General features: G+C 51.1%; 24 protein-coding genes. 22 read left to right on the top strand and 2 right to left on the bottom strand.

Features of this window, described 5'->3' with window-relative positions:
* The first annotated feature begins 10 nt into the window (after window positions 1–10).
* The 4 genes from hflX to glnA all read left to right on the top strand — a co-directional run bounded on the left by hflX (window position 11) and on the right by glnA (window position 4,585).
* Window positions 11–1,291 carry a GTPase HflX gene (hflX, locus tag XYCOK13_RS10390; RefSeq protein WP_213412082.1) on the top strand — a complete coding sequence of 427 codons (1,281 nt, stop codon included), beginning with the start codon at window positions 11–13 and terminating at the stop codon, window positions 1,289–1,291.
* 55 nt (window positions 1,292–1,346) lie between these two features.
* Entirely contained in the window at window positions 1,347–2,639 is a 1,293-nt protein-coding gene (locus XYCOK13_RS10385; protein WP_213412118.1) for a methionine gamma-lyase family protein, read from the top strand.
* 78 nt (window positions 2,640–2,717) lie between these two features.
* Window positions 2,718–3,122: a MerR family transcriptional regulator gene (locus XYCOK13_RS10380; RefSeq protein WP_213412081.1), complete on the top strand. Its 405-nt coding sequence runs from the start codon at window positions 2,718–2,720 to the stop codon at window positions 3,120–3,122.
* Window positions 3,123–3,256: 134 nt separating this feature from the next.
* The gene (glnA, locus tag XYCOK13_RS10375; protein ID WP_213412080.1) at window positions 3,257–4,585 is read left to right on the top strand and encodes a type I glutamate--ammonia ligase; all 1,329 of its coding nucleotides are present in this window, start codon (window positions 3,257–3,259) and stop codon (window positions 4,583–4,585) included.
* A 459-nt stretch (window positions 4,586–5,044) separates the two neighbouring features.
* Here glnA and XYCOK13_RS10370 read toward each other — a convergent pair whose 3' ends face one another.
* Together XYCOK13_RS10370 and XYCOK13_RS10365 are read right to left on the bottom strand one after the other, a co-directional pair.
* Window positions 5,045–5,287, bottom strand: coding sequence for a hypothetical protein (locus XYCOK13_RS10370; RefSeq protein WP_213412079.1), 243 nt, complete (start codon window positions 5,285–5,287; stop codon window positions 5,045–5,047).
* Between the two features lie 126 nt (window positions 5,288–5,413).
* Complete coding sequence (locus tag XYCOK13_RS10365) at window positions 5,414–5,920, bottom strand: helix-turn-helix domain-containing protein (protein ID WP_213412078.1); 507 nt, start codon at window positions 5,918–5,920, stop codon at window positions 5,414–5,416.
* Window positions 5,921–6,269: 349 nt separating this feature from the next.
* On the opposite strand from XYCOK13_RS10365, the gene XYCOK13_RS10360 reads away from it, so the two are divergent.
* From XYCOK13_RS10360 to XYCOK13_RS10275, 18 genes are all read left to right on the top strand, one after another.
* Window positions 6,270–6,698, top strand: a complete 429-nt coding sequence (locus XYCOK13_RS10360; protein WP_213412077.1) for a DUF722 domain-containing protein — start codon at window positions 6,270–6,272, stop codon at window positions 6,696–6,698.
* 301 nt (window positions 6,699–6,999) lie between these two features.
* The gene (locus XYCOK13_RS10355) at window positions 7,000–7,521 is read left to right on the top strand and encodes a hypothetical protein (RefSeq protein ID WP_213412076.1); all 522 of its coding nucleotides are present in this window, start codon (window positions 7,000–7,002) and stop codon (window positions 7,519–7,521) included.
* Entirely contained in the window at window positions 7,514–7,831 is a 318-nt protein-coding gene (locus XYCOK13_RS10350) for a hypothetical protein (RefSeq protein WP_213412075.1), read from the top strand. Before XYCOK13_RS10355 ends, XYCOK13_RS10350 begins: the two co-directional genes overlap by 8 nt.
* A 1-nt stretch (window position 7,832) precedes the next feature.
* Window positions 7,833–9,275: a phage tail sheath family protein gene (locus XYCOK13_RS10345; RefSeq protein WP_213412074.1), complete on the top strand. Its 1,443-nt coding sequence runs from the start codon at window positions 7,833–7,835 to the stop codon at window positions 9,273–9,275.
* Between the two features lie 20 nt (window positions 9,276–9,295).
* Window positions 9,296–9,817 carry a phage major tail tube protein gene (locus XYCOK13_RS10340; protein WP_213412073.1) on the top strand — a complete coding sequence of 174 codons (522 nt, stop codon included), beginning with the start codon at window positions 9,296–9,298 and terminating at the stop codon, window positions 9,815–9,817.
* A gap of 14 nt (window positions 9,818–9,831) precedes the next feature.
* Window positions 9,832–10,140, top strand: a complete 309-nt coding sequence (locus XYCOK13_RS10335) for a phage tail assembly protein (protein WP_213412072.1) — start codon at window positions 9,832–9,834, stop codon at window positions 10,138–10,140.
* Window positions 10,141–10,284: 144 nt separating this feature from the next.
* Window positions 10,285–12,897, top strand: a complete 2,613-nt coding sequence (locus tag XYCOK13_RS10330; RefSeq protein WP_213412071.1) for a phage tail tape measure protein — start codon at window positions 10,285–10,287, stop codon at window positions 12,895–12,897.
* Window positions 12,890–13,102, top strand: a complete 213-nt coding sequence (locus XYCOK13_RS10325) for a tail protein X (RefSeq protein ID WP_213412070.1) — start codon at window positions 12,890–12,892, stop codon at window positions 13,100–13,102. Before XYCOK13_RS10330 ends, XYCOK13_RS10325 begins: the two co-directional genes overlap by 8 nt.
* The gene (locus XYCOK13_RS10320) at window positions 13,099–14,112 is read left to right on the top strand and encodes a phage late control D family protein (protein ID WP_244865110.1); all 1,014 of its coding nucleotides are present in this window, start codon (window positions 13,099–13,101) and stop codon (window positions 14,110–14,112) included. The genes XYCOK13_RS10325 and XYCOK13_RS10320 overlap by 4 nt, the downstream gene beginning before the upstream one ends.
* 8 nt (window positions 14,113–14,120) lie before the next feature.
* On the top strand, window positions 14,121–14,354 hold the full coding sequence (locus XYCOK13_RS10315) for a phage baseplate assembly protein V (RefSeq protein ID WP_213412069.1): 234 nt from the start codon (window positions 14,121–14,123) through the stop codon (window positions 14,352–14,354).
* On the top strand, window positions 14,351–14,740 hold the full coding sequence (locus XYCOK13_RS10310; RefSeq protein WP_213412068.1) for a phage tail protein: 390 nt from the start codon (window positions 14,351–14,353) through the stop codon (window positions 14,738–14,740). The genes XYCOK13_RS10315 and XYCOK13_RS10310 overlap by 4 nt, the downstream gene beginning before the upstream one ends.
* A 14-nt stretch (window positions 14,741–14,754) precedes the next feature.
* Window positions 14,755–15,081, top strand: coding sequence for a GPW/gp25 family protein (locus XYCOK13_RS10305; RefSeq protein WP_213412067.1), 327 nt, complete (start codon window positions 14,755–14,757; stop codon window positions 15,079–15,081).
* Window positions 15,078–16,196, top strand: coding sequence for a baseplate assembly protein (locus XYCOK13_RS10300; RefSeq protein WP_213412066.1), 1,119 nt, complete (start codon window positions 15,078–15,080; stop codon window positions 16,194–16,196). The genes XYCOK13_RS10305 and XYCOK13_RS10300 overlap by 4 nt, the downstream gene beginning before the upstream one ends.
* Window positions 16,189–16,752, top strand: coding sequence for a phage tail protein I (locus tag XYCOK13_RS10295; protein WP_213412065.1), 564 nt, complete (start codon window positions 16,189–16,191; stop codon window positions 16,750–16,752). Before XYCOK13_RS10300 ends, XYCOK13_RS10295 begins: the two co-directional genes overlap by 8 nt.
* A 2-nt stretch (window positions 16,753–16,754) precedes the next feature.
* Window positions 16,755–18,467 carry a polysaccharide deacetylase family protein gene (locus tag XYCOK13_RS10290; protein WP_213412064.1) on the top strand — a complete coding sequence of 571 codons (1,713 nt, stop codon included), beginning with the start codon at window positions 16,755–16,757 and terminating at the stop codon, window positions 18,465–18,467.
* Between the two features lie 20 nt (window positions 18,468–18,487).
* Window positions 18,488–19,582 (top strand): hypothetical protein, encoded by a 1,095-nt coding sequence (locus XYCOK13_RS10285; protein ID WP_213412063.1) that lies wholly within the window; start codon window positions 18,488–18,490, stop codon window positions 19,580–19,582.
* 19 nt (window positions 19,583–19,601) lie between these two features.
* Complete coding sequence (locus XYCOK13_RS10280; RefSeq protein WP_213412062.1) at window positions 19,602–20,012, top strand: hypothetical protein; 411 nt, start codon at window positions 19,602–19,604, stop codon at window positions 20,010–20,012.
* The gene (locus tag XYCOK13_RS10275) at window positions 19,993–20,193 is read left to right on the top strand and encodes a hypothetical protein (RefSeq protein ID WP_213412061.1); all 201 of its coding nucleotides are present in this window, start codon (window positions 19,993–19,995) and stop codon (window positions 20,191–20,193) included. The genes XYCOK13_RS10280 and XYCOK13_RS10275 overlap by 20 nt, the downstream gene beginning before the upstream one ends.
* Window positions 20,194–20,495 lie beyond the last annotated feature (302 nt).

The following is a 20,495-nucleotide window of genomic DNA, read 5'->3' as shown; positions in this document are numbered from 1 at the left end:
GGAGGACTGTATGGATCAAGAAATTGCCCTATTAATCGGAACCGCAATCGGACCCAAAGAAGATCGGGATGAGGCAGAGGCTTCCATGCTGGAACTGGCTGAGCTCGCCGAATCGGCAGATGTGCGAGTAGCCGGCAGCATGATCCAGCAGCGTCCGGCCGCAGATGCAAGATGGCTGATCGGCAAGGGAAAGGTGCTGGAGCTTCGGATGCGCATGGAGCAGGAGGGAGCGAATGTGGCGATTTTTGACACGGAGCTCTCTCCTGCCCAGGTTCGCAACTTGGAGGAGGCGCTTGGCTGCAAAATCATTGACCGCACTCAGCTTATTCTGGACATTTTCGCACAGCGGGCGAAAACCCGGGAGGGCAAGCTGCAGGTGGAGCTGGCGCAATTGAATTATTTGCTGCCCCGGTTGTCGGGTCATGGCGTGCATCTGTCGAGGCTGGGCGGCGGCATCGGCACGCGCGGACCCGGCGAGACGAAGCTGGAGACGGACCGACGCCACATTCAACGGCGAGTGCGGGACTTGAAGCAGCAGCTGCGCGAGCTGGAGCGGCATCGCTCGCTGCATCGGGCCCGCCGGCGCAAGAACGGCGTCTTCCAAGTTTCGCTCGTCGGCTATACAAACGCCGGCAAATCTACCCTGCTGCGCGCCCTTACGGGAGCGGATGCCTATGTAGAGAATCGGCTGTTCGCAACGCTCGATCCGACAACTCGCACCATGCGGCTTCCGAGCGGCAAGGAAGTGCTTTTGACCGATACGGTAGGCTTCATTCGGAACCTGCCGCACGATTTGGTCGCCGCCTTCCGCTCTACGCTTGAGGAGGTGTGCGAGGCCGACCTGATTTTGCATGTTGTGGACGGTTCCGATCCGGAACGGGGACGACGGATTGAGGTTGTGGATAACGTACTTGAGGAGCTCGGAGCAGGCAGCAAGGAACAGCTGCTTGTGTACAACAAGCGGGATTTGGCGGAAGTTCGGACGGAGCTGCTTGCGCCGCCGGGGCATGCGCTGTCGGTCAGCGCATTGGACAGCGGGGATATGCAGCAGCTGAAGGAGCGGATTGAGCAGCTGCTGCAGGGAGAGACGATCGCCTTGTCCATTCCGGCAGCAGACGGACGGGCGCTGGCTGATGCATATCGGATCGGGGAAGTGATCAGCCGCCACGAGGACGGCGAGCATATACATGTTCAGGTACGGGTTAATGCCCGGGATTACGAGCAGCAAGCGTACCGCATCATGCCCTATCTGATCAGCTCGGACATTCAGCAGGAAGAGCCGCGTACGTAACTGAAAAGGGAGAGGACCATCGATCAAGATGATGCACGATACAGAACACAACGTGATGAGTAACAATCAAGCACAACAAGAAGTGACGGCCCTGCAATCACGCTTCCCCGAAGAAGTGCTGCGATTGGCTGAGGCAGCCGAAGCCAAAGCGGAGCCGAAATTTAAGGAAGTGGAACGCATTGTGGACTACAATCAATGGAAGGTCATTGATGCGTTTCAGCAGCACCGTGTCAGCGATTATCACTTTGCCGCCTCTACCGGCTACGGCTACAACGACAGAGGGCGCGAAGTGCTGGACGACGTTTATGCGCAAGTATTCGGGGCAGAAGCAGCGCTGGTGCGCCCGCATTTCGCTTCCGGCACGCATACGATTGCCACGGCGCTGTTCGGTCTGTTGAGGCCCGGCGATGAATTGTTGTCCATTACCGGGCGTCCTTACGATACTTTGCACAAGGTAATCGGCAAGCCGGGCGACGGCACCGGGTCGCTGCAGGACTTCGGCATTCGGTATCGCGAAACGCCGCTGGCAGCAGACGGTTCGGTTGATTGGCAAGCAGTAGGAGCCGCGATCGGACCGAGCACGAAGGTGATCGCGATTCAGCGCTCGCGCGGGTATGACTGGCGTCCGTCGTTTGCCGTAGAGCAAATTGCGGAGATGGTGCGACGCGTGAAGGAGCTTCGGAGCGACCTGATCGTCTTCGTGGACAATTGCTACGGCGAATTTACCGAAACGCGTGAGCCTACCGAAGCGGGGGCAGACGTGATTGCCGGCTCGCTGATCAAGAACCCCGGCGGCGGGCTGGCGGCGTCTGGCGGCTACATCGCAGGGAAGCGATGCTATGTAGAGCAGGCAGCGTATCGCTTGACTGCGCCCGGCATTGGCGGAGAGGTCGGGGCCATGCTTGGACAAACCCGTTCGATGTACCAAGGCTTGTTTCTCTCGCCTCATACGGTTGGACAAGCTGTGAAAGGGGCTATCTTCGCGGCTGCTCTATTCGAAGAGCTTGGCTTGACGACACATCCGGCCTGGAGCGATTCGCGAACAGACTTGATTCAGGCTATCCGCTTTCCCGGCCGGGAACCGCTCATTGCCTTCGTGCAAGCGATACAGGCCGCGGCAGCAGTCGATGCCCACGTCGTGCCTGAGCCTTGGGATATGCCGGGCTATGAGCATCCGGTCATTATGGCAGCAGGCACTTTCATACAAGGGGGCAGCCTGGAACTGTCGGCGGATGCGCCGATTCGCGAGCCGTATATTGCTTACATGCAGGGTGGATTGACCTATTCACATGTGAAGCTGGGCGTATTGACCGCTGTCCATCGCCTCATTTCGCAGAAGCTTCTTTGATGAAATGTCACCTTTCTTGACATCGGTTGTTTGCTCGGTTACAATGATTGCAAACGCTATGACTGGAAGGTGATAGGGATGAACGGGGATATTCGACGGAATATGGCGCTTTTTCCGATAGGCATTGTGATGAAGCTGACGGATTTGACAGCCAGGCAAATTCGTTACTACGAGCAGCATGAATTGATCGTCCCGGCAAGAACGAACGGGAATCAACGGTTGTTCTCCTTCAACGATGTGGAACGTCTTCTCGAGATCAAGAGCTTGATCGAAAAGGGCGTGAACATTGCAGGAATTAAGCAAGTGCTGCCAACAGTAGCGAAAGGCTCCGAGGAAGCCACCTATATTAACGAGCAGACAGAAGTGGCTCGCCGTGAATTGTCCGATAAGCAATTGCGTTTAATGCTGAAGCGCCAGCTGCTTGAGAAGCGGCCCGGCCAGGTGCCGCTGAATCAAGGCGACATGTCCCGGTTCTTCCAGTAGCGCAGGCTATCAGCAGAGCATTCGAGTTTGATGGGGAAGCTATCTAGATGAAGCCGTTCCGCATAACGGCAAGCGGTATTTGTCAAGAAGCTGTCTGCATAGATGAACTAAAGTATCCAAAGGAGAGATGTACGTTGAGTTTGACCAAAGAAGACATTATGCGAATTGCTAAGGAAGAGAACGTTCGTTTTATCCGCTTGCAATTTACGGATATGCTCGGCACGATCAAAAATGTGGAAATTCCGGTAAGCCAGCTGGAAAAGGCGCTGGACAACAAAATGATGTTCGATGGTTCTTCCATCGAAGGTTATGTACGCATTGAAGAATCTGACATGTACTTATACCCGGATTTGGATACTTGGTTGATTTACCCTTGGGTGACAGAAGATCGCATTGCTCGTCTGATTTGTGACATCTATATGCCGGACGGCACGCCGTTCGCCGGTGATCCGCGCGGCATCCTGAAGCGCAATCTCAAGCGCATGGAAGAAATGGGCTTCACAGCAATGAATGTTGGGCCGGAGCCGGAGTTTTTCCTGTTCAAGAACGACGAGAAGGGCGATCCGACACTGGAACTGAATGACCAAGGCGGATATTTCGACTTGGCACCTACTGATCTTGGCGAGAATTGCCGCCGCGAGATCGTGCTGACCTTGGAGGAAATGGGATTTGAGATCGAAGCGTCCCATCATGAAGTGGCGCCCGGCCAGCACGAGATCGACTTCAAATATGCGGATGCCGTGAAAGCGGCCGACCAGATCCAGACATTCAAGCTGGTCGTCAAGACGATCTCGCGCAAGCACAATCTGCACGCAACCTTTATGCCGAAGCCGCTGTTCGGTGTGAACGGCTCTGGCATGCATTGTCACATGTCGCTGTTCAGAGGCAAGGAGAACGCCTTCTATGATGAGAAGGATCAGCTTGGCCTGAGTGAAACGGCACGCCAATACATGGCTGGCTGCCTGCGCCACGCCCGCGCCTTCGCCGCCATCACGAATCCGACCGTCAACTCTTACAAGCGCCTGGTTCCCGGCTATGAAGCGCCTTGCTATGTGGCATGGTCCGCTTCCAACCGCAGCCCGATGATCCGTATCCCGGCTTCCCGCGGCCTCAGCACTCGGATCGAGCTGCGCAACCCGGACCCGGCTGCGAACCCGTATCTGGCACTCGCTGTCATGCTGGCTGCCGGACTGGACGGCATCGAGAACAAGCTCGACCTGCCGAAGCCGACTGACCGCAACATCTATGTCATGACCGACGAAGAGCGTGTCGACCAAGGCATCCCAAGCCTGCCGGCCAACTTGAAGGAAGGCATTGACGAGCTGCTGTTGGATGACGTCATCTGCGACGCATTGGGCGAGCATGCGCTGACCCACTTCGTGGAATTGAAGGAAATCGAATGGGACATGTACCGCACCCAAGTGCACCAATGGGAACGCGATCAGTATATGACGCTGTATTAATCGAGAAGCCCCGCTGGCGTGACTGCCGGCGGGGCTTTTTCATTACACTCTGGTACAATTTTGTCCTGACCATGGCAGCACATTTCAAACAATTGTCTGGCATGGCAGCACGTCTCAAACACTTGTCTGACCATGACAGCACGTCTCAAACTCTTGTTGAAATTTAAGGGAATGAAATGATCTTATTACCTGAAAATCAGGCGGATGGGCGGGAATAACGGAACTCAACGGTCCTATTGCGGCTGATTGCAGTTCGTGTTCGCCGTGAGATCCCGTTTAAGTCCAAGAAATTCCGTTATGTTGCCCCACTTGACCTTCTCCTTTAGTTATAACGCCCTTTTTTCCCGCTAAACAATCTAAATCGGGCATTAACAAACAAGCTGCTTGGAAAAGACAACACGATTAGGACTTGTTCGGGTCGGACATGTTCAGGCGTTTCCATCTTCATCTTTCTGTTCGTCACTGCTGTCGTTTCCGCACAATAACTGTGATCGTGGTCAGGATGGCTGCGATCATCAGCAAGGTGGTGAACCAGTTTGTCCACAGCTGATTGATGCCGATGCATACAGCCGTGAGCAGGATCATGGTGAAGTCTCTGGCGTTTTTGCTCATATTTGTTTGCGAATGCCCAGCTGATTCATAGAGCCATCCGGATCCAGACAGGCAAACGGGTTCCGCATGGCTGGCAGATAGCCTGAGCACTCCAGCACCTCCATTTTTGATTGATATTAATTTGCATCCAGCAATTCGATGAAAGGACTGAGATTGATCATAACTTAGTTCCGGCGACACGATGAAAGGAATGTAATCGGTTAGTTTTTTTGGGACTCAAGAATTTTCCGGTCGTTGCTTGCGTTGGGAGCGTAAAAACTTCTTATAGGCTTCGATCATGTTCTGTTCTTCTTCTGTCCAGTCTTCCTCCTCTGCTGCCGCTATGTTTTTGACCTGACTCAATACAGTTTCGGCATGGAACAGCAGTTCGCTTACCTTGACTTTCAGTAAGGTCCTGCCGTCTGCCCCCGCAATCTCTGTCTCTTCTTGCTCATTGCCGGAGTGCAAATCAAGCTTTACGGTGAACCCGTGAGCTTGAAACAGCTCGCCTACGGTGGACAGCTTCTCGTGCATGTCAGCGGCATCTTCCGGCTGTCCGAGCAAATAATCGATAGATACATGAAACAAAGCGGCTACCCGGTGGATCATGTCCGCTCGCGGTTTGGAAATCCCTTGCTCCCATGCATTGTAGCGGGGGCGCTTAATCCCGAGCCGTTCCGAAACTTCATATTGGGACAGGCCCGATTGCTCGCGCAGCTTCGTCAATTTCGAGGCAAAATCCATACGCCTTCCACCTTCTCAAAAAAAGTCCAGTTTGCCTTGACGGATAATATACTTATCTCCTATAATGGAAATACGAACAATTGTTCGCTTTATTCATTCGTTAGGTGGGGGTGTTCGCCAATTATCTGCCGATAGATAAATAAATTATCGTACGAATAGTATAGGTTGGGGAGCTGGATACAGTCAAGCAACCCTCTCTTTTTGCTCATTTTGGATAAATTATTTATCTAAAAAATCATTCCCAATGAACACAAAGACTGGCTCGGCATGACATAGGCTTTGTCAGCGCGCTGCATGCGGTTTATCCGGGGGCGAAGAATCAACAAATATCAAGATGAGGTGAAGGAACATGAACGAGACCAAGCTGCATAAGGACGTATTCCGCCACGTTGAGGCAGAGCTGTATGCCTACCCCTTACGGGAACGGGAAATGACTCGCTTGCGCGAGGAGATCTTGACCCCATTCCATGAGGAGTCGCGGGACCTAAGCAGTACAAAAGCCGGCAGACTGCCTGGAGATCCAACCGGGCAAATGGCGGTCAGGCTGGCCGGTCACGCCAAGCTGATGCATATGGAGCGCGTGTCCAGTGTGATAGAACAGGTGTACAATCAACTGCCGGAAGTGAAGCAGGAGTTCGTCCGCGTCAAGTACTGGACCTCCCCTCAACGCCTCACCGCAATCGGCGTCTGTCAGAAGCTTCATATCAGCGAGCGCACCTATAGCAGGTGGCGCCGCCAATTCGTACAGGAAGTAGCAGAAATGCTCGGTTGGAATTAACTTGGCGGGAAGGTGGCGGATTTGAACAGGAAATCCGTTTTAAGATGATAGTGTGCCAGATAGAGAGAAGCGAACGAAGTGGAGCCGCTCCTTATGGGGTGGCTTTCTTGTTTGCCGAGGGCATTGGCGAGGTCAAGCAGCTGCTATTGCTTTATAGCTTTGCAAGGAATGGAGCATGATCGCATTTTGCAGATGGCTAGACGCTTGCTAACGCTTGAAAGGAGGTGACGGACGATGTTAGCTTTCCAGCGCAAGCGCGCTGCCGGGTTATTGAAGCATGCATGCAGGAGGTGATCGCAGGATGACAGCATTTTTACTATTGAGAGCCATTCGCCGATTTCTGGAGCAGCAGACTTCAAGATTCGCATTTGATCCAGGGACAGAAGATGACAGCCAGGCGCCTAAGGTATTCGACTGGGATCTTCCCTTTCCCGATCCAGCCAACCCGGAAGGGATCTCGTATCCGTACATTTGCGTACGTCCGGCAAGGGGAGCGGACAGGGAGGATGCTGCTCCTGCGGATGCCCCGGCAGCGCTCTCGTCCACGGTGGATATCGAGTTTGTCTTCGGCATCTGTCGCAGGGGGACGGACGCAGGCTGCGAGAGCCTGACGGAAGGGTACGAGCTGCTCAACCTGATGGAGCATGTGCGGACGTCGCTGTTCCGGCAGTACATTCTGGACGGGAAGTTCGCCATCGAGAAGCCATATGAATGGGAAATCTCCTGGGAACAACCGCCCGATTATTGGATTGGCAAAGCGAAATCTACCTGGGCTGTGCAAAGTATAATGCCCATATTGGAGGAGGTGCATCTCTTTGACTGAATCGCAGGAAGCTGCCAGCCGTGAAGTTCTGGACAAAGCGAAAAGACGAAAGCAACCGCAGAAACGCGCAAGGCAGCGAAGGTCGTCCAGATCCGTGATTTATATCGGACCCAATTTGCGCGGCTTGGCGCAGTATACGGTGTTCCGGGATGAAGTGCCGCCGCCTGTGCGGCAGATGATCGACAAACAGCCGGAGATTCGGCGGCTGATCGTGTCAATCAGCCAGATTGGCGCTGCAGCGGAACGGATGGAACGAACCGGCACGTTAGAAAACAAAGCTTACCACCAACTTCGAAAGGACGTGAAGTAGCATGAGCTACCAACATGGTGTTTATACCTCTGAAATTCCTACATCCATTTTGCCGGCGGTGCAATCCGGCACGGTGCCCGTCGTATTCGGCAGCGCACCGGTTCATATGTCGCGAAGGGAGAAGGTCCCGGTACATGAGCCGATTCTTTGCCATACCTACCAAGAAGCCGTGGAGGCATTCGGATATTCCGATGATTGGCGGTTTACTCTTTGCGAGTTCATGTACTCGTATTTCGGTACGTATCAATCGTCCCCGGCGATCCTGATCAACGTGCTGGACCCGGATACGATGAGGACGAGCGAGGCGAATGTGCCGGCAACATTGCAAAACGACATTGCTGTCGTGAAGCAATCCGGCATTGTGCTGGCGTCGGTCGTTGTGAAATCCGATGACGGGGCCGTCACTTATGCGGAGGGAACGGATTATAGTGTCGATTTTGATAAGGAAGGCCACCTCATCGTACAGCGAATCGTTGGCGGTTCCATGACAGCCGGCGAAGCTCTCTCTCTCGACTTCGACAAGCTCGATCCGTCGGCGGTTACAGCTGATGACCTGATCGGAGGGATTGACGGCGAAGGCAAGCCGACCGGCTTGGAGCTGCTCAACCAAGTGTTCCCGAAATACCGGATTGTCCCTGGCATGGTGCTGGCTCCGGGATTTTCGCATCACGCTGATGTAGCGGCGGTTATGACCGCCAAGGCCGGGAACATCAACGGCAGCTTCAAGTGCTTGGCGCTGACGGACATTCCATCAGATATCGTCACCTCTTACAGTGACGTGCCTGAGTGGAAAAACTTGAATAGCTACACGTCGGAGCGACAAATCAACAGCTGGCCGAAGCTGAGCCTCGGAGGCCGTTCCTACCACATGTCTACACAGCTGGCGGGGGTCATGGCGGTGACGGATGCGGGCAATGGCAATGTGCCGTATGTTTCGCCGTCGAACCAATCCCTTCAGGCGGATGGGGCGCAGCTTGCCGATGGCACGGAGGTGCTGCTTGGACAAGACCAAGCCAACTACCTGAACGGAGAAGGCATTGTCACCGCGCTCAACTGGATTGGCGGCTGGCGGGCATGGGGCAACCGGACGGGCGTTTATCCGGCCAACACGGACCCGAAGGATGCCTTCATTCCGGTGCGCCGCATGATGGACTGGATTCAAAATACGATCATTCTGACCTTCTGGCAGCAGGTGGATGCGCCGATTACCCGCCGATTGGTTGAAGCCGTCACGGACAGCCTGAATTTGTGGCTGAATGGTCTGGCTGCGGCTGGCAACATCCTTGGAGGCCGTGTGGAGTTTTTGGCGTCGGAGAATCCGGATGCCGCTCTGGCCGATGGCATCGTCAAATTCCATGTGTACGTGACACCGCCTTCTCCAGCCAAGGAAATTGATTTTGTCGTCGAGTATGATCCCCAATATTTGAGCGGACTGTTCGCCTAATTAGGAAGGAGACGAATACCATGAGCAGACAAATCCCTGAAAAATTAATCAACTTCTCCGTTTACCGGGATGGCAAGGAATGGCTTGGAACAGCCAGTGTAGACTTGCCATCCATCGCCGCCATGACCGAAACGGTCAGCGGTGCAGGCATTGCGGGCGAGGTAGACAGCCCGACCCTGGGACATTACGGCAGCATGACTTGCACGCTGAACTGGCGGACACTGGCCAGACCGGGTGTCAACCTGTTTCAGCCGAAGTCGCATGCGCTGACCTTCAGAGGGGCCCAGCAGATGTACGATACCGCTACTGGCGAGTACAAATCTGCCGGCTTTACGGTTGCCGTGAAGGCGATTCCCAAGACAGGAGCACTCGGCAGCCTGGCGCCGGGAACAGCGACGAATTCTACCAACGAATTTGAGCTGACCTATTTAAAGATTGATATCGATGGACGGAACGTGCTGGAAATCGACAAGTTCAACTTCAAATGCGTGATCGACGGCGAGGATCAGCTTGCCGACGTCCGTCAACAGCTCGGGATGTAGGGAGGAGAAACCAGATGGCAGAACAAAAGGTTCAGGGTAGCGAGTTTTCGCTTCGCTACCCTGTTGAATTTGAAGGCAAGCAAGTAGAAGCGCTCCAACTGAATTTTGCCGCTTTGTCTGCAGACGACATCATTGCCTCCGAACGGCAGTTTGTCGCAGAGACAGGCGAGAATCCTTTCGTCAAGGAAACGAGCAAGCTGTTTCAAGCCTATATCGCAGCAAGAGCAGCCGGTGTGCCGATTGAATTGGTGAAGAAGATCAACGCCTCGGATTTCTCCAGGCTCACGCTGCGGGTGCAAAATTTTTTGCTCGGTGTGGACTGAGCCGCACCCCAATTCGGGATGTGCTGGTGTTCTTGTCCATGATTACGCACACGCCAATTTCGTATTTTGTGGCGCAGCCGTTAAGCGAGCTGAGCGAATATGCAGACAGCATCTCACGTATTCGCGGGAAAGGAGGGAACGAACATGCCCAACAGCAAAGAAATTGAGACCATTCTGAAGCTTCAAGATGCCGTCAAAGGTTTCTCGGACGAGCTGAAGACACTGTTGGCGGGCCTTGGTCATGCCGATTCCGAATTGGACAAGGCTGCCAAAAGTGCGGAGGCTTATGCCAAGAAATTAGGCGGTGGGTTGACAGCGATTGCCATGCAGGCAGGAGCGGCGGCATGGAAAACCGCCAGCGACTACGAGCAGGCGGTGAAGTCCATCCAAATCAGCACCGGAGCAACCGGCAGGCAGCTGCAGGCGTTGGAAAAGCAGTTCCGGTCCGTTATGAATGAAGTGCCGAACTCAACTGGTGAAGTGGCAGGTGTAATCGCACATCTGGATAATCTGACGAACGCTTCCGGCGATGTCATGCATGCGCTGACCCGGCAAATTCTCGACCTTTCCCGCATGCTGAAGGAGGATGCAGCCGGCAATGCCGAGGCATTCGGAAATGTACTTGCGCTGTGGCAGCGCCCGGCCGAGGATGCAGGGGCCATTCTTGACGGGATGTTCAAGATTTCGCAGGATGCCGGCATCGGCTTCGGCAAGCTGGCCTCAGACTTGAACAGCTACGGCGCCGGCATGCAGCTTGCCGGGTTCAGCATTGAGGAGACGGCGGATCTGTTCGGTCGCTTGCACGCGCAGGGGATTACTGTCTCCAAGGTGATGCCTGGACTGAACAAGAGCTTCCAGCAGTGGGCAGGCGAGCAGAAGGATTCCCGCCAGGAGCTGGCCAAGACCATTCAAGCTATGCGGGACGCGGAAACCTCGACAGACGCACTGACGGTCGCAACGGAAGTGTTCGGCAAAGAAAGCGCAGAGCAGCTGGTGGCGACCGTTCGCAACGGCTCGTTGGCTCTGGATGGTCTGGCCGGAAGCTTCGAAGGCGCGAGCGGGAGCATCGCTCGCTATGCGGACGAAACGATGACGATCGACGAGAAGATGCAGCGGCTGAAGAACCAGCTTTTTCAGGTGCTTGAGCCGTACGGGGAGAAGATGATCGAGCAAGCGGAAAAAGCGGTGAAGTACTTCGACGAGAACGGGCCGCAAATGATCGCAATCGCCGAGGACGTTGCCAAGGCGCTGGCCGGTATTGCGATTGCCGCAGGCACGATCAAGGTTGGCAAGGGCATCATGGACGCCACCGCCTTCATCGGCAACCTGACGAAGATAGGCAAGGCAGCGGCGACGACAGGCGCGGGGGTTGGAGGGGTTTCTACCTCTGTTCGTGTATTGAGTCTGGCGCTTCGGGCGCTTTCGGGCCCTGTTGGCTGGACGCTGACAGGCGTTGGTCTTTTATCGGCAGGTTGGTCTGCGTATAAGAAACATCAGGAGAATGCGCGGCAAGAGCTGCTTCATATGGGGGAATCCTTGAATGATGCTTTCAATAATTATGATTCAGTAAAGGAACACTCCAAAAGAACAAACGAATTAATCAATGAGTATGATCGATTGAAAGATAAAATTGCTAATACCGCAACTCCTGCTGAAGAACTTACAGAAGCGCGCCGCAAATTAGCAGTCGTCGAGCAAGAACTGATTGATATGAACCCGGATATTCTTCGAGCTGAAGATGCGAAAAGCGAAAAGTTCCGGGAAGTTCTTGGTGATACGCAGAAAAGAAATGAAATTGTGCTAGAGATGGAGCGCCGCAAGTTAGAAAACACAATTATCAACAGTACTCACAAAATGCCAGATCTATTAACAGAGTATGATAGATTAAACGATGAAGCCGCAAAGTATGACAAGTCCTATATTGAAGCGAGGGAGTCTTATTTTCAGTATCTGGACTATCATAACCGTAAACAAGCAATCAGTCACAACAGAAATCTGACAGAGTCGGAGCGCAATGAACAACTTGCCGCCCTAGCTGCAGAAATTTATGAAGAAACCGGAAATAAATACGAAGGGCTTTGGGGGAACCTAGAGGTTCATACCAATAGATTTCTCGACTCATTTAATGAACAATACGGAAAGTGGGAAGAAACACGGAAAGAAATTGCATTAGCTGAAGAGACTTTTCAAACATATTACGACTCTCTGGTCCAAAAGATAGAGGCTGATCTTGGCGGGTCGATTGATGAATTGACACAGAATTATCATAACCTTTCTGAAGAAGAGAAAAAGTTGTTTAACGACCGCATTGCACAACTTTCTGAATGGAACACGCAATTTAATATGCTGCCCCCCTCAAAAACAATCGACATCAAAGCAATTTGGAGACAAACAGGTGTCATACCAGATGATCCAAGTATTCCATTATCGGCGAGGTATTCGATGCATGGCTTCGCCGACGGCGGCTTCTCCGACCGCCCGGCGATTTTCGGGGAGGCAGGGCTCGAGGCGGCTATCCCGATTAATAATAAGCCGCGCTCCCATGCGATTCTCGACCGGGTCAACCAATTAATGGGACATGATGCGGGCAGCAATGTGCAGATCACCTTCGCGCCGAACATTCGACTGGCGGTTGGTGGAAGCGAGCAGGATGTCCGGGGGCAGGTGCAGTCAGCCATACGCGAATCGCAGGCGGAGTTCGAGCGCAGATTTCGGGATATGCTCCGGCAGGAAAGGCGGTTGAGTTTTCATGTTTAGGTATACGACCATGCAGGGGGACACTTGGGACGGTATTTCGTACAAGCTGTATCAGACGGAGGCGTACATGTCTGAACTAATGACGGCCAATCCTGATCATATCCGAACAGTTGTCTTTTCAGCAGGCATCGTCCTGCAAGTACCGGAGATTGCTGCCCCGCAAGCCGAACAGCTGCCGCCTTGGAAGCGGGGGCGGAGCGGATGAACACGCGGAAAGCGCAGGCGCATATTACTTATTTGGGCGCAGATATCACACAGGATATTGCGCCCTTTCTTATGTCCATGTCTTACACAGACAACGGCGCCAACCGGGCGGATGACCTGAGCCTGACGCTGGCTGACCGGGACGGACGCTGGCACAATATGTGGATGCCGGAAAATGGCGATGAGATCCAGGCGGAGATTCAGCTGGAGAACTGGTATGGCCCCGGGATGAACCGAGTCTTGGCTTGCGGCACGTTCGCCGTGGACAGCCTCAGCCTTGGCGGACCGCCGGACAGCATCTCCATTCAAGCCTTGTCATACCCCGGCAATGATGCCATTAAGAATGAAACGCATACCCGGTCATGGGAAGTGGTTACCTTAAGGCAGATCGCCGCACGCATCGCGGCTTCGGCAGGAATGACCTTGATGTTTGAAACAGAGGATATCCGCTATGATCGGTTGGAGCAAAATCAGGAGAGCGATTTGTCTTTTTTGGCTTCCATTTGTGAGAAAGAGGGCGTGTCCTTGAAAATCACGAACCACACGCTCGTCCTTCTGGATGATCGTGCCTACGAGGAACAGCCGCCAGTACGGACACTGACTCGCGGGGAGAGCGATATTCTCTCTTATTCCTTCAACCGTTCGGTGGTAGGAGCGGCTTATACGGCGTGCGAGGTCAGTTATTTCGATAGCACCGCGAACCGGACAATTCAGGGTGCTTACCGCTTGCCGGGCTCGTCTGGACCGATCCTGAAGCTGAACGAACGAGTGGCCTCGGAGGCGGAAGCAATTCGCAAAGCAAAGAAAGCTCTGTACCAGAAGAACAAGGAAGCGCAGAGAGCAAGTCTGACTGTCATGGGTGATTATGCGCTGGCACAAGGACTTACGGTTCAGCTTGCCGGCTTCGGCAAGTTTGACGAGAAGTACCTGATCGAGTCGGCCAGGCACGAGGTGGGACGATCCGGCTACAGAACGACATTGGAAATAAGAAGGGTGTTGGCATACGTATGAGCATAGGGATGAATATCATCAAAGTGGGTCGGGTTTCCGCTGTAGATGCTGCCCAACTCCGCATCCGCGCCACTTTTCCGGATCGTGACCATCTGGTAAGCGGCTGGCTGCAGCTTATTATGCCGCCGATTTCGTTGGATGAACATGCGGCGATCCGCATGCCGAATGTGGGACAGACGGTACTGTGCGTGTTTCTCGGCAACGGTCTGGAAACCGGCTATTGGTTGGGGGTGATCGAGTGATCGGTACGTTTGGGGAAGTGGTGTTTTTGGCGTCGGCGGACCAGATTCGCACTTTTGAAAATTTCTCTCGCTCAACATCCGCACGGTGGTCGTTGCATGACATTCACCTGCGGCATCCTAAACCCGAGTATATCGGGCCTGGACAGGATACGATTTCTTTTTCTATGCGCTTCGACGTTCGGTACGGCATGAATCCTCGCTCCGAGATGACGAAGCTGCTCGTCATGTGCCGCGAGGGAAGAGCGGAGACGCTTATTGTCGGGGGGCTTCCGATGGGTGTGCACAAGTGGTATATCGATACCGTTGCGCAAGACTGGACTTTTTTTGACGGGGCTGGACGCCTGCTTGTCGGCATTGCGAATCTGACGCTGAAAGAATACGTGTGAGGGAGAGGATGAGCATGGAATTTACGACGCTCGCTGCGGACGAAGCCATTGACTTCGGCGCTACCGGCATACGGGAGTTGAGCCAGAATATACGTACCATTGTAACGACGGCCCAAGGAAGCGTGGCGCTGAATCGCGCATTTGGCATAGATATATCGCCGCTGGACAGCCCGATGAACGCATTGAACCAAGCCCGCCTGACCGAGCGCATCGTGGCAGCCATTCAGCAGAATGAACCGCGTGTAGAGGTCGTCCGTGTAGATTACAAGGAAGATGGGCCATCCGGGAGGCTGTTGCCCAGCATTACATTTCGGCTAAGGGAAGGGGTGAGGCTCGAATGAGTATATACGACTTGCCGGATATCGAATTTGTCGATACGAATCCGGAGGAGATCAAGAACAGTATCATCGCGGTCTATGAGGCAGTAGCAGGCAAAAAGCTGTATCCGGGCGATCCGGTGCGGCTTTTTTTAATGACTATAGCCGACTTGATTATCCAGCAGCGGGTGCTGATCAATCAAAGTGCCAAGATGAATCTGCTGCGCTATGCCACAGGCGATTATCTGGATCAGCTTGGCGCCTTGACAGAAACGCCTCGCTTGCAAGCGGAGTCCGCCACTACGACCGTTCGCTTTACGTTGTCTGCGCCGCAGCCGGGGGCGACACTAATCCCGCCCGGCACCCGGGTGACACCCGGGAATGAGTTATACTTCACCGTCGTGGGTGGCGGGGACATTCCCGCTGGGGAAACAGAAGGTGATTTTCTATGCGAATGTCTGGAATCTGGGGTTGTCGGTAACGGCTATGCGCCGGGGCAGATCAATATTCTGGTGGATCCGATTCCGTACGTTGCTGCTGTTGCGAATCTGACAGAGAGTGTCGGTGGGAACGACATCGAGAGCGACGATGCCTATCGTGAACGTATTTATATTTCTCCAGAACGTTTTTCAGTGGCGGGGCCTACCGGGGCATATGAATACTGGGCTAGAACAGCCTCAAAAGATATCAGCGATGTATTTGTCTGGTCCCCGAGTCCCGGAGAGGTTGAGATTAGACCTCTACTAGCAGAAGGACAATTACCTACACAAGAGGTTCTCGGTAAGGTATTGACTATTTGCAATGCAGATCACATTCGACCATTAAATGACAAAGTAACAGTCAAAGCTCCAGAACAAACGAATTATGACATTGAAATAATTTATTATATTGACAGCTCACGCTCAGCAGATGCGGTTACTATTCGAGAAGCGGTTTCCGATGCAGTGGAAGCATACATCATGTGGCAAAAATCCAAAATTGGGCGGGATATAATGCCGTCAGAATTAATAAGACGTATTATGAATGCCGGTGCCCGTAGAGTGGATATCATGTCGCCAAATTATGTGGAGGTGGCGAAAACCAATATTGCGATAGCCGAAACGGTGAACGTGACTTATGGAGGATTGGAAGATGATTAATTTTGAACACGTCAAACTCATCGATCTAATACCATCAAATATGCGTAATGACTCGCGAGTGATTGCTGCAGCTATATCCATCGATCGACAGCTTAAGTTAGTGACTTTAGCCATTCAAAAAGTAGAACTGCTGCATCATATTGATTCGTTACCTTCGAAATGGATCGATCAATTGGCATGGCAATTTCATGTTGATTTCTACGATCAGACTCTACCAATAGGGCAACGGCGTGCGTTAGTTAAAAATTCTTTAGCGTGGCATAAGCGGAAAGGAACGCCTTCAGCCGTACGTGAATTAGTTGAGACTGTATTCCAAACAGGCGAAGTATTGGAATGGTTTCAGTACGGCGGGCAACCATATTTTTTTAAAGTGGTTACATCTGACCCATCTGCAACCGGATCCAAAGCACAGGAATTTCTGGCTGCTGTCAATAGCGTGAAAAATTGTCGGTCATGGCTGGAAGGAGTAGAGCTATCGGAGAATGGGGAAATGAACGTTTATTTGGCGGGCAGTTTGCATAAGGGCGATTACACGACATATGAACAGGTGGGATGAATATGGCAGGTTTTCAGTTTTATTTTACAAATGATGGACAAGTATTGCAGATGAAGGCTCAGGCAGGTGGGAAATTGCAATATACACGTGTGGGAATTGGTTCTGGAATACCGAGTATTCCCATATCCGAGTTAACGAATCTGGTTAAGGAGCAGATGTCGTGTCCGATATCTGATGTTCGTGTAACGTCAAGTGGGAAGGCCGTAGTTTCAACCAGTTTCACAAATCAAGATATTTCAGAACCATTTACACTAAATGAAATCGGTGTGTTTGCTATGGACCCGGACAATGGAGAAGTTCTTTACTGTTATGGATTCGTGACAAATGGTGAAGAAGTCCCGGCTAGTGGTGGGTCATACGTTGTGGAGAAGGTAATTGATATCATCACTTCAGTGGGCAATGCACAGAATGTTTCTGCTTTGATTGATGAGTCTCTTGTGTATTTGACTCGGAAAGATGCGCCAAAGATCATTGTTTCTGACTCTGAACCGTTTCGTAACGACACCAACACATACTGGTATGAAGAGGTAGGTAATGAACTCCAGTTTGGTGAGGGTGGCGGTAGATACCTTCACCGGAGGAATGCAAACTTCGGCAGGCTATCCAGTGACTTTACTGATTTCGTACCATGGTATGGTCTGGTAGAACAAGTTACGGATCCAAACTACGTTATCACGGGTACATCTTCCTTGAAGATTTCTGTTGATTCAGAGGAGAATATGACGTCAGCCGCGCAGCTTAGATTTGTCCATTTTAACCTATCCAAAGCGAAAAATATGCTTGTGCGGTTTTACGTGCCGGAATTATATAACCTTTCGAAATTTCAGATTCGATTATCCAATGTTGCGGGCATGTCTGATTATTTGTTTTGGGAGCAGAGCAGATGGAAGATGGTTCCTGGATGGAATGAAGTGTTGATACCTCTCTCACAGCTTACAGCAGTAGGCACTGCAAATGCGACATTTTTGGAGGACGTACAGACCATTCAGATCAGTGTTACCGGACGAGATACAGCCTATATTGTCTTTGATGCCTTATACATGAATCATGTAGAAGAAGCGAGTGTAATGTTTCATTTTGATGATGGGTGGGAATCACAGTACACGAACGCATTTCCAATCCTTTCCCAGCATGGCTATGTGGGGAATGTTGGAGTTATTAGTGGTTACGTCGGAAGTGGACCTTATATGTCTCTGGACCAGCTTAAGAGATTGTATGAATATGGATGGGACTTGTTCAATCATACTAACACGCATAAAGATTTGACTACTCTTGATTTAGCTGGAATCCGCGATGAACTATTACTATGCAAAAAATTTTTAGAGTCGAACGGACTAGACAGAGCCGCTGACATTGCGGCATACCCCTATGGTTCGATGAATGCGAATGTACTGCGTGTTATGGAGGAGCAAAATTTTCGTCTAGGTCGAACTGTTATGGAAGAAATCGAAGTTGCCCCACCGATTCAACCATATGTTCTGAAATCTCTGAATATATATAACAACACCGAAGATATAGTATACCAGAGAGCTGTGGATCATATTGTCGCTACAGGCGGCACTCTGATGATTTTGCTACATCGAATCGAAGGGAACGGAACGGCCAGCATTGTGTATCCGACGGACAAATTTGAGCAGATGGTTGACTATGTGTTTAACAAAGATGATGTCCGGGTAGTTACGATTTCCGAGTGGGCCAGTACTTACAGGCTATAGATTAGGAGGGGCAGAAACTAATGGCAAAAAATATCGTTATGAAAAAGTGGAATGGCAGTGCTTATGAAGAGCTTTATCCAGTGACCAAAGCTAGGAACGTTATTACCGATGATGGAGCACAAATTGGTTCTGCTTTTCATGATCTGAAGAGCCAGGCAGATGAACACATGGCAGATACGAACAATCCTCATCGAGTTACTACTAGCCAGATTGGGGCGGAAACGCCTGCAGGTGCGCAAGCAAAAGTTAATGCGCATGCAAATATGACAAATAATCCGCACAATGTAACCAAATCTCAAGTGGGTTTGGGGAATGTAGATGACGTAAAACAAGCGCCAGCATCACGAACAATCACAGCAGGGAATGGACTATCAGGGGGTGGCAATCTAACTGCAGACCGTACTATATCATTGGGTACACCAGGAACACTATCAACCACAAGTACGAATAGCGTGACATCTACAAGTCATACACACACTGTGAACTTTCCAGTTATTAGTGTGGCGGGAAAAACGGGCGCAGTGTCACTGGCTAAAGGAGATGTGGGATTAGCAAATGTCCAGAACTATGGTATAGCTACACAAGCTGCTGCCCATGCTGGGACAGCGAACAATGTTTATATGACGCCTCTTCGAACGAAACAGGCAATTGATCAACTAACTGGCGGAGTACCGTTACGTGTGCAAAACGGTCAATTAGAATTTTATGATGGAACGGGGTGGAAGGAAGTGGGTGGAGGCACTGATTGGAGTAAGATGGTTACAAATACTGCGAACTATACCGGTTCTCCCACTGTGATATCTGGAGGATTTGAAGATTTAATTACTATAAATGGAAGAGGGATAGCGACTGATATCCAACTGCTCCTTGATGACCGCAGATATTACTTTACCATCGTTATTGATGGCGTGGAAAAACAAATCAGTTCCAATAGAAGAAGACCTTTTTTTCAAGGAGGATGGCCTGGGGAAGGGACTTCGGGTAGCTATTCTAGAACAGGACTAGTACACATTTCTTCGCCTATCAATTTCAACACACGGTTCATACTAAGAGCCAGGAATTCAGGTCCTAATCTTAACTTTAGTCTAACAGCATCTTTAGTATATGTATTATGAAAAATGAGGAGGTATCAGAATGTCGATAGAAATTATTGATAATACGGTCTGGGAAGTTAGTGTTATCACCAATAATAATACAGGGAATACAATTGAACAGAGAATAAATCGTGGGCCTATTCTGTATTTAAAACTATACACTAACTTAGAAAAAATTCCTGCAGACGACAAAACTAAAGCAACTATCTGTGCAGAAGTGCACCATTACGTAAATGGTTTGAAGAAAGATTTTAATGGAAATATAACTTTTTCGTTTTTGGATTTAGAGGGAGAAGAATATATTAGGGAAACAATCCCCGCGTCTGGAGGAAGAGCATCATTTGATGTAACAAGTGCAGTTAAAGGATCTTTTATAGTTGAAGCATGTACAGATGGATCAATTGGCAGTGGGAGAATGGAGGTGATTTTCGTTGAGCCAGAGGAAGCTTAAGAAAATTTCCTTAAAACCGACACAAGAGCAATTAGAAAAGATGCAGCGAGAAAGTAGAATTAAATATATGCGGGAAAATACTATGGTGTCCCCAAGTGAGAGAGAGGTTTTTCGTTTGCTTTTAGACATGGCAGCAAGACAAAGTGAGATTTATGACCTTTTGAAAAGCCGTCTAAGATAAAAGTGAATAGTTCCGAGAAGTCTGTAAAATGTTCTTAGAAGTACGAGTTGAAAAAGTTTGAACAGATTAATATTAACCAAACATGTCTTCGTTATTACACTAGAGTTGAGCTTATTGGCAAAACAATTCCCCACTTTCTAATGAGGTGGGGAATAAAGACTAAATAACTGCTCGACTCACTTCTCAAAATGATGACTAGTGATTCTCATCTTTCTGTTCAAATAAAACCGGTGCGCATCATGTCTGTGAACACCGGAATCTAAATGCATGGAATCGCACTTTTCGGGTCTGTCAAAGATTTT

Origin of the sequence: Xylanibacillus composti (genome assembly GCF_018403685.1) — a bacterium.
In the GTDB taxonomy this organism is placed as follows: domain Bacteria; phylum Bacillota; class Bacilli; order Paenibacillales; family K13; genus Xylanibacillus; species Xylanibacillus composti.
The sequence above is the reverse complement of the archived record's forward strand: the minus strand, read 5'-3'. Positions and strand labels throughout refer to the sequence as shown.